This window comes from Pseudomonas sp. PH1b (assembly GCF_000633395.1).
Classification (GTDB): Bacteria; Pseudomonadota; Gammaproteobacteria; order Pseudomonadales; family Pseudomonadaceae; genus Aquipseudomonas.
On the sequence record NZ_AYMU01000001.1, the window covers coordinates 549,983 to 558,752 of the forward strand.

The 8,770-nt window shown below is 65.3% G+C and carries 8 protein-coding genes and 1 pseudogene; 7 read left to right on the top strand and 2 right to left on the bottom strand.

Annotated elements, in window-relative coordinates:
• Window positions 1-113 precede the first annotated feature (113 nt).
• From U873_RS0102560 to U873_RS0102585, 6 genes are all read left to right on the top strand, one after another.
• Window positions 114-794, top strand: a complete 681-nt coding sequence (locus U873_RS0102560) for a CsgG/HfaB family protein (protein ID WP_025126745.1) — start codon at window positions 114-116, stop codon at window positions 792-794.
• A gap of 30 nt (window positions 795-824) precedes the next feature.
• Window positions 825-1,196 carry a DUF4810 domain-containing protein gene (locus tag U873_RS0102565; protein ID WP_025126746.1) on the top strand — a complete coding sequence of 124 codons (372 nt, stop codon included), beginning with the start codon at window positions 825-827 and terminating at the stop codon, window positions 1,194-1,196.
• A complete protein-coding gene (locus U873_RS0102570; protein WP_025126747.1) occupies window positions 1,193-1,852 on the top strand; it encodes a DUF799 domain-containing protein in 660 nt (219 codons plus the stop codon). The genes U873_RS0102565 and U873_RS0102570 overlap by 4 nt, the downstream gene beginning before the upstream one ends.
• Window positions 1,853-2,286: 434 nt before the next feature.
• Complete coding sequence (locus tag U873_RS0102575; protein WP_025126748.1) at window positions 2,287-2,538, top strand: DUF1652 domain-containing protein; 252 nt, start codon at window positions 2,287-2,289, stop codon at window positions 2,536-2,538.
• Window positions 2,539-2,779: 241 nt separating this feature from the next.
• Window positions 2,780-5,446 carry an excinuclease ABC subunit UvrA gene (locus tag U873_RS0102580; RefSeq protein WP_025126749.1) on the top strand — a complete coding sequence of 889 codons (2,667 nt, stop codon included), beginning with the start codon at window positions 2,780-2,782 and terminating at the stop codon, window positions 5,444-5,446.
• Between the two features lie 136 nt (window positions 5,447-5,582).
• Window positions 5,583-5,816 (top strand): DUF465 domain-containing protein, encoded by a 234-nt coding sequence (locus U873_RS0102585; protein ID WP_025126750.1) that lies wholly within the window; start codon window positions 5,583-5,585, stop codon window positions 5,814-5,816.
• A gap of 123 nt (window positions 5,817-5,939) precedes the next feature.
• Here U873_RS0102585 and U873_RS0102590 read toward each other — a convergent pair whose 3' ends face one another.
• Window positions 5,940-7,043, bottom strand: a complete 1,104-nt coding sequence (locus U873_RS0102590) for an SMP-30/gluconolactonase/LRE family protein (protein ID WP_025126751.1) — start codon at window positions 7,041-7,043, stop codon at window positions 5,940-5,942.
• 32 nt (window positions 7,044-7,075) lie between these two features.
• Window positions 7,076-8,245 (bottom strand): SRPBCC family protein, encoded by a 1,170-nt coding sequence (locus U873_RS0102595; protein ID WP_025126752.1) that lies wholly within the window; start codon window positions 8,243-8,245, stop codon window positions 7,076-7,078.
• A 354-nt stretch (window positions 8,246-8,599) separates the two neighbouring features.
• On the opposite strand from U873_RS0102595, the pseudogene U873_RS37450 reads away from it, so the two are divergent.
• Window positions 8,600-8,770: pseudogene (locus U873_RS37450) on the top strand (ShlA/HecA/FhaA protein); the annotation flags it as partial.

An 8,770-nucleotide genomic window follows, 5' to 3' on the forward strand; every position in this document is an offset into this window, starting at 1 on the left:
TGCGTCAGCTTGCCAAGCCCTGTGATCTTTCCCGCGGCCCTTTGCCAGAGGCGCCGGGGAGGATTTATGCCAGGTGCCAAAGTCGTTATTGATCAATCAAGAGGGAACGCAGAGTGAGAGTAATCTCGAAGTGGGTACTGTCGGGCGCAGCCGTGGCGGTGCTGGCAGGAGTCAGCGGTTGTGCCACGGAAAGCTCCCGTGCGCTGCCGGTGGAAAAGGTTCAGAGTGCCAGCCAGGCCTGGACCGGGGCCCGGGTGCCGATGGCCGTGGGCAAGTTCGACAATCGTTCCAGCTACATGCGCGGGATCTTCTCCGACGGCGTCGACCGCCTCGGTGGCCAGGCCAAGACCATCCTCATTACCCGCCTGCAGCAGACCAACCGCTTCAGCGTGCTGGACCGCGACAACATGGGCGAGATCCAGCAGGAGGCGGCCATCAAGGGCCAGGCGCAGAAGCTCAAGGGCGCGGATTTCGTGGTGACCGGCGACGTGACCGAGTTCGGCCGCAAGGAAACCGGCGACCGCCAGTTGTTCGGCATCCTCGGCCGTGGCAAGACCCAGGTGGCCTACGCCAAGGTCGCGTTGAACATCGTCAACATCAGCACCTCGGAAGTGGTGTATTCCACCCAGGGCGCCGGTGAGTACGCCCTGTCCAACCGGGAAGTGGTCGGCTTCGGCGGCACTGCCTCCTACGATTCGACCCTCAACGGCAAGGTCCTCGATCTGGCCATGCGCGAGGCGGTCAACCGCATGGTCGAGGCCATCGATGCCGGCGCCTGGAAACCGAGCCGCTGATAAACACTGCTGACAGGGAGAAGTGCAAGCATGTTCAAGACAATGATGGCACGACCATTGAGGGTCGCCGCCTTGCTGGGCAGCGTAGGGCTGGCCGGTTGCAGCAGTCCGCAGACGCTGTATCAGTGGGAGACCTACCAGGCCCAGACCTATGAGTACTTCAAGGGCGAGGAAGCCAAAGAAGCTCAAGTCGAGGCGCTGGAGCGCGACCTGCAGAAGATCAAGTCCACCGGCAAGGCGGTGCCGCCGGGTTACCACGCGCACCTGGGCATGCTCTATGCGGGCCTGGGCAAGGATGACCAGATGGTGCAGCAGTTCCGTACTGAAAAGGCGCTGTTCCCCGAGTCCGCGTCTTACATGGACTTTCTGCTGAAAAACGCCAAGAAGGGAGGCGCCCAATGAGCCTCAATGCCCTGCGCAATGTGCTGGCTCTGTTGTCGGTGAGCCTGCTGGTGGGCTGCGCCGCCCCCAAGACCGTGGACTACTCGGCCTACAAGCAGGCCCGTCCGAAGTCGATCCTGGTGCTGCCGCCGCTCAATGAGTCGCCCGACGTCAAGGCCACCTACAGCATGCTGTCCCAGGTGACCTTGCCCCTGGCCGAGGCCGGTTACTACGTGATGCCGATCGCGGTGGTCGATGAGACCTTCCGCCACAACGGCGTGACCAACCCGGCGGACATCCACGGCCTGTCGCCGGCCAAGCTTAACGAGATCTTCGGCGCCGATGCCGGCCTGTACATCACCGTCAAGGAGTACGGCACCAGCTACATGCTGATCAGCAGTGAGACGGTGGTCACCGCCAGTGCCACCCTGGTGGACCTGAAGACCGGCACCACGCTATGGACCGGCAGTGCCCGGGCATCCAGCGAGGAGGGCAACAACGGCAACAACGGCGGCCTGGTGGGCATGCTGATCACCGCGGCGGTGAAGCAGATCATCAACACCGCCACCGATGCTGGCCACCCGATTGCCGGCATCGCCAGCCAGCGGCTGTTGTCGGCAGGGCGGCCTACCGGTTTGCTGTACGGTCCCCGCTCGCCGAAATACGGCACCGACTGAAACCTCAGGGTGGGCAATCCACCCTTTGCCAGGTGGCGCCTGCGGGCGTCCACCTGGGCCGGCCGGTATCGCCTGAGCTGTCTTTTCAGTTCGCTCAGGCACGGCCCCTGTCACCGATCAGGCGTCAGTGTGCTACGGCGCAGCCCCTTCTTAGCGGCTGCCATCACCGGCGCCGCCCGCCTGCCGAGCAGTCCCACACCTTGGGCGTGCGAGCAGCATTGCTGGCCGAGGGCGTAACGGCATCAATGTGAAGCAGCGCATAAAAACCGACAGTCGTTGACGACAAGTGGCGGCCAAGCTTCTACGCTGCACCAAGTTGAATGAACTTGTACTGTTTTCCCAGTGACCAAGGGCAGGGCATTGACCGCCTGAACCCACCCCGATACAGCCTGTCTTGCGCGGTTTACCGATCAACCCTTTTTGGATGCTCCGCCGTGATCTCCACCCTTGAACTGCGCCGAATCATTGAAACCAGCTTTCTGCCCCTGCAATGCCAGTGCACCGTCGGCCACGGCGGCATGACCGTGCGGATCTGCGACCCGGCCAGCGGCCGCGTCGATCTGCTGGTGACGGGCATCAACACCCGTACCCTGACCAGCTCCCGGGCCCTCTCGGAGCTGATTGCCGAACTGCGCTACGACCTCAAGCACACCGGCCTGGCGGCGGAACAGGCGGGCCGCAGGTAGCCGGCTCCAGCAGCTGGCGCACCGGGCGCCGCGCGCGGCATCCCTGGCGGCAAGCCTGTTGCAGATGGAACCTTGCCTGAGCTGCGAGGTTCGAAAACCTGGCGTGAAAACCGCTGCGTCGTTCTCCGCCGGGTTGCCCTCGGGGCGGCGGATTGTGTGATGATCGGCGGCCGGCGCTTGCCCATCGATGGATCTCGATGCCGGATTTTCAACGCCCAGGCTTTCGACATAAGGCAGGTCCATGACTTCTACGCGCAATGCCCCAGGTGCTTCCCCGGCGAGTACGCCTTCCTCCGCTCACGGCGGTTTTGTCCGGGTGCGCGGCGCCCGCGAGCACAACCTGAAGAATGTCGACGTGGACATTCCCCGGGACGCGCTGGTGGTGTTCACCGGGGTCTCCGGCTCGGGCAAGTCGTCCCTGGCGTTCTCGACCCTGTATGCCGAGGCGCAGCGCCGCTATTTCGAATCGGTGGCGCCCTACGCCCGGCGCCTGATCGATCAGGTCGGGGTGCCGGATGTCGACCGGATCGATGGCCTGCCGCCGGCGGTGGCCCTGCAACAGCAGCGCGGCACCCCCAGCACCCGCTCCTCGGTGGGCAGCGTGACCACCTTGTCGAGCCTGGTGCGCATGCTCTATTCCCGGGCCGGCAGCTACCCGCCGGGGCAGCCGATGCTGTATGCCGAGGACTTCTCGCCGAACACCCCCCAGGGCGCCTGCCCGGAGTGCCATGGCCTGGGCCGGGTGTATGAGGTCGACGAGGCAAGCATGGTCCCCGACCCTTCGCTGACCATCCGCCAGCGCGCCGTGGCTTCCTGGCCCCTGGCCTGGCAGGGGCAGAACCTGCGGGACATCCTGGTGACCCTGGGCTACGACGTGGACATCCCCTGGCGCGAGCTGCCGAAGAAGCAGCGCGACTGGATCCTCTTCACCGAGGAAACCCCCACGGTGCCGGTGTACGCCGGGCTGACCCCGGAACAGACCCGCGAAGCCCTCAAGCGCCAGCAGGAGCCCAGCTACATGGGCACCTTCAGCGGTGCTCGGCGCTATGTCCTGCACACCTTCACCCACACCCAGAGCGCGCTGATGAAAAAGCGTGTGTCGCAGTTCATGCGCGGCAGCCCGTGCCCGCTGTGCGAGGGCAAGCGCCTCAAGCGCGAGGCCCTGGCGGTGACCTTTGCCGGGCTGGATATCGGCGAGCTGGCGCGCCTGCCGCTGATGCAACTGGCCGAGGTATTGCGGCCGGTTGCCGCGGCGGATTACCTGGCGCAGGCCGCCGCCGATGATCCGGTCTTGAGCCGTGCGCAGACCCGCGCCGCGCGCCAGCAGCGTCATGCCCAGGGGGCAGCGGCGCATCGCGGCGCAGCGGATGTGCGCCACACGCCGAACCTGTCCCTGGAGAAACGCCTGGCGGCGCAACGCATCGCTCAGGACCTGCTGGAGCGGGTCGCTACCCTGACCGACCTGGGGCTGGGCTACCTGGCCCTGGAGCGCAGCACCCCGACCCTGTCTTCCGGCGAATTGCAGCGCCTGCGCCTGGCGACCCAGCTGGGGTCGCAGCTGTTCGGGGTGATCTATGTGCTGGACGAGCCCTCGGCCGGCCTGCACCCGGCGGATGCCGAAGCCTTGTTCGAGGCCCTGCAGCGGCTCAAGGCCGCCGGCAATTCGCTGATTGTGGTGGAGCACGATGTGCAGACCATGCGCCGCGCCGACTGGCTGGTGGACGTCGGCCCGGCCGCGGGGGAGCGTGGCGGCCAGGTGCTGTACAGCGGGCCGCCGGCGGGGCTGGCACAGGTTGCCGCGTCCCAGACCCGGGCCTACCTGTTCGCCGAGCAGGCCCCGGCCCGCCGCAGCCCCCGCGAGCCCCAGGGCTGGCTGCGCCTGGAAGGCGTCAGCCGCAACAACCTCAAGCAACTGGAGGTCGAGTTTCCCCTGGGCTGCTTCACCGCGGTGACCGGGGTCTCCGGTTCCGGCAAGTCGAGCCTGGTCAGCCAGGCCCTGCTGGAGCTGGTGGGAAGCCATCTGGGCAAGCCCGCAGACAGTGGCGAAAGCCCCGAACTGGACCTGGAAGACGAGGCTCCGGTCAGCAGTGGTGGCCGGATCACCGCTGGGATGGAGCAGATCAAGCGCCTGGTGCAGGTGGACCAGAAACCCATTGGCCGTACGCCGCGCTCCAACCTGGCGACCTACACCGGGCTGTTCGATCAGGTGCGCAAGCTGTTCGCCGCCACCCCCGAGGCCCGGGAGCGCGGTTTCGATGCCGGGCAGTTTTCCTTCAACGTCGCCAAGGGCCGCTGCCCGGCCTGCGAAGGCGAAGGTTTTGTCAGCGTCGAACTGTTGTTCATGCCCAGCGTGTTCGCCCCGTGCCCGACCTGCCATGGCGCGCGCTACAACCCCCAGACCCTGGCCGTGACCTGGCAGGGCCTGAACATCGCCCAGGTGCTGCAACTGAGTGTCGAGCAGGCGTTGCCGGTCTTTGCCGGGCAACCGGGCGTTCGCCGTTCCCTGGAAGTGCTGCGCGACATCGGCCTGGATTACCTGCGCCTGGGGCAACCGGCCACCGAACTGTCCGGTGGTGAGGCGCAGCGCATCAAGCTGGCCACCGAGCTGCAGCGCAACGCTCGGGGCGCCACGTTGTACGTGCTCGACGAGCCCACCACTGGCCTGCACCCCCGGGACGTGGATCGCCTGCTAGAGCAGTTGGACAAGCTGGTGACGGCAGGGCACAGCCTGGTGGTGGTCGAGCACGAGATGCGCGTGGTGGCCCAGGCCGACTGGGTCATCGACATCGGCCCGGGCGCAGGTGATCAGGGCGGCACCCTGGTGGCCTGCGGTCCACCGCAACAGGTGGCGAAGCAGCGCAACAGCCGCACCGCGGCATTCCTCGCCGCGGCCCTGGCGGGGCATTGATCCAGGGCAGGAATTGGCGACGAACGGTTACCGCTGGTCTGATTGGCGGTCGACAGACCCGGGGCGGCGAGGCCATTCTGGTAACCGGCAGGGGCGTGAAGACGCCCTTGCTGCCGATTAACCACGGAGGTGTTCCATGCCGGTGACCCACGACCTTTACCAGGACCTGAGCTGCAGTAAAGAAGACATTCAGCAGCGTCGGGCCAGTGATCCCCACCTGAATGCGCTGTTCGACAAATACACCAGCATCGACGATCAGGTGCTCAAGGCCGAAGCTGCCGCTGCCGCAGACGACGAACTGAAGAAACTCAAGGAAAAACGCCTGCTGATCAAGGATGAAATCGCCGGGAAACTCACCGCCCGTTCCTGACTCTTCCCCCTGTGACAAGGAGATTTTCTGTGGCGAGGGAGCTTGCTCCCGCTGGGCGGCCTAGCCGCCCTGACGCCCTCCGCCTGTTCTCTCACCACGCTACCGCGCACCCACTTCACATCCTCAAGGCGCCAGCGCCTCCTGCAACGGCAGCCGCGCCATGTGGCTGGCACTCAGCGACCCCAGGTACAAGGCGTCACCGTATTCGCGCACGGTGGTGATCGGCGAGTAGTTGCCACTGCTGCCATCCTGCAGGTTGGCGATCACCTGGCCCTGGGTATCCAGGCCCAGGACGAAGCCGCGCTTCTCCACCGGCTTGGGCACCACCGTCATGGCCCGTACCAGCATCTTGCGCACGAAGGGGTAGGGGGCGGTGCCATCGAGCAGGGCGTTGCGCGGTGCGTATAGAGCCACCCAGAAACGCCCCTGGCCATTGAAACTGAGGTTGTCCGGCAGCCCCGGCAGGTTATCGATGAACAGGTCATGGCTGCCGGCCTGGTCGCCCTTGAGCCAGTAGCGACTGATGCGGTAGGCGCCGGTTTCATTGACCAGGACATAGGCTTCGTCCGGCCCCAGGGCGATGCCGTTGGCGAACTCCAGGCGGTCCAGCAGGACCTCGGTGGTGCCGCTCTGGAAGTCGTAGCGCAGCAGGCGACCATCGGCGCCGTGCTCGATCACCGCTTCGCCGTCATGGCCATAGCCCCAGCGGCTGGTGGCGTCGCTGAAGTAGGCGTAGCGCCCGGCGACATCCACCGCGACATCGTCGGTGAAACCGAACTTCAGGCCGTTGGCCTCGGTGCTCAGGGTCTGCAACTGGCCCTGGCCGTCCAGGGCCAGCAGGCCCTTGATGGCATCGGCGATGATCAGGCGGCCATCCGGGTGTCGGGCCAGGCCCAGGGGCCGGCCGCCGGTGTTGACCAGCACCTTGAGGGACTGGCCGTCGAGGCTGGTCTGGATCACCCGGCCATCATGCAGGCCGGTGATCAACTGGTCGTTTTCCAGGATCAGGGCTTCAGGGCCGTCGATGCCGCGGGCGCCCACCGGTTGCACCGCCTGGAGTTTCTGGTTCGCGGCAAATGGGCCCTGGCTCAGGGATGGCGCCGGCGCCGGGTGCCAGGCCACCGGCTGGACCGCGGTCGGCGCCAGCAACAGGAAGGCCAGGAGGGCGATCAGCAGCAACAGCAGGATCCGACTGAGGCGAAAGCGTCGGGGGGCAATCTGGTTCATGCAATGACTCCATTCAAGTGACGCATTCAGGATCAGCTGCGGGCCGGATCGGTGGACGGCAGCGGGATGGCTCGCTGAGCCATTTCGCACAATGCCAGCAATGAGGCGGCGGATTCCCGTTCTATCCGTCGTTTGAATAACAGCTGATTGCCCAGGCGCATCAGCAGGCCGTCGAAGCGGTAGTCCAGGGTTCGCACAAAGCGTGTGCGCTCGGCGGCCAGCGGCTGGCATTCATAGGTCACCTGCAACTGCAGGCCGTGATCGCCCCGGGCCGTGGCGCGCCAGCGGTGCCCCGGCAGGTATTCCTCGACCTGCCAGCTCAGGTGGCCGCTGCGTCCGCCGGCATGGATGTCTTCTTCGAAGCCTTGCCCGGCGAACAGCGGGCCCTCATCGCCCTCGACCCTGAGCGAGGACGGGTGCCACTGTGGCCAGCACCGTGGGCTGGCGGCGTAGGCCAGGGCAGTGGCGGCGCTGCGGGGAATCTCGACCTGATGCTGCATGCGCGTCATGGGCGTGGACCTGTCTGAGGAGTGGGTGGCGAGCGGTGATTCTTCCGGTTGCCAGTACAAGGTCCCGAACAGCCAGTCCATCAACGGCAGGACGATATTGAAGTTGCGCTCCTGCATCAGCTCGCGGCGGTGATGGAGTTCGTGCAGGCGGCGCATCTGGCGGATCCAGGGCAGGCGCGCCAGCGGGTGGCTGGCGGGCAGGTGCTCGCAGGCATGGAACACCTCGTAGGCCAGGTAGCCAAGCAGGGTGCAACTGGCGAACAGCGCCGCCACGTTGCCGTTCCACAGGCGCAGCAGGGCCCACAGGGGCAGGGCGAAGAGCAGGCTGTGGAGCACGATCAGCCAGGCCGGAAACAGGATCACCCGCCAGTCCCGGTAGCCTTCGTAGGCCATCAGCCCGGGGGCGAAGAAGCTGTGGTGGTCGCCGGTATGGCGGGCATAGAACATCCGCGCGAAGCGCTGCTTGTGGTGCCCCAGCCAGCGGTGCACCCCGTAGATGCACAGGTTGAAGAACAGCAGCGCCAGCGGCACCGCCAGCCACTCCAGGGGCTGCACCTGATTCAGGGTGCTGCACAGCAGGACGATGCACAGCAGGCCATAGGCCAGGACAAAGCCGCCATGCAGCCAGGGGTTGTAGCGCGGACTGACCGCCGCGCGGTACTGCAGACGAAAGTGCTGGGTGGTTTCTCGCACGGCCCGATTCCCGTTGTTGTTTTTATGGGCTGCAGCGTAGCCGGCGGGCAATTATCCAGCCAATGGATAGTCGGAATGAGGATTATTCATCAGGCTGAAAATGCCCGAGTAAAGCTCATCGAAATGACGGTGTGGTGAATGAAAGATTGACGCCAGAATAGTGGCTATTTAGTATTTTGATATTGAATTGATATCATTTTTGCTCGCGCTCTGTGCCTTTTGTCCCTGTTTTGCCTGTCGGGGATAGAGGGTCTGCCAGTTCGATCCTGCTTGCCGAAATCAATTTTTCCTCGCCATGGGCCTTCAGGATGAAGGCTCCAGGGGCTTGTGCTCCTGCATTGCTAAGAGACTGACATGGACGTTCGCCACTTCACCTTCCTGGCCCAGCAACCGGCTGCTGCCCTGCAATCCCGTGATTCGTTCTGCGGCCTGTCCAAGCGCAGCCTGGCGTTCATCCTGGCCAACCTGATGTTCTGGCAGCCTGTGGTGGCGATGGCCGATGGTATCGTGGTCAACGGCGGTGGC

Bases quoted from the DNA above. Each gene is read 5' to 3' on its own strand.
- U873_RS0102580 (WP_025126749.1), top strand. From the start codon at position 2,780: ATGACTTCTACGCGCAATGCCCCAGGTGCTTCCCCGGCGAGTACGCCT.
- U873_RS0102565 (WP_025126746.1), top strand. From the start codon at position 825: ATGTTCAAGACAATGATGGCACGACCATTGAGGGTCGCCGCCTTGCTG.
- U873_RS0102585 (WP_025126750.1), top strand. From the start codon at position 5,583: ATGCCGGTGACCCACGACCTTTACCAGGACCTGAGCTGCAGTAAAGAA.
- U873_RS0102590 (WP_025126751.1), bottom strand. From the start codon at position 7,043: ATGAACCAGATTGCCCCCCGACGCTTTCGCCTCAGTCGGATCCTGCTG.
- U873_RS0102570 (WP_025126747.1), top strand. From the start codon at position 1,193: ATGAGCCTCAATGCCCTGCGCAATGTGCTGGCTCTGTTGTCGGTGAGC.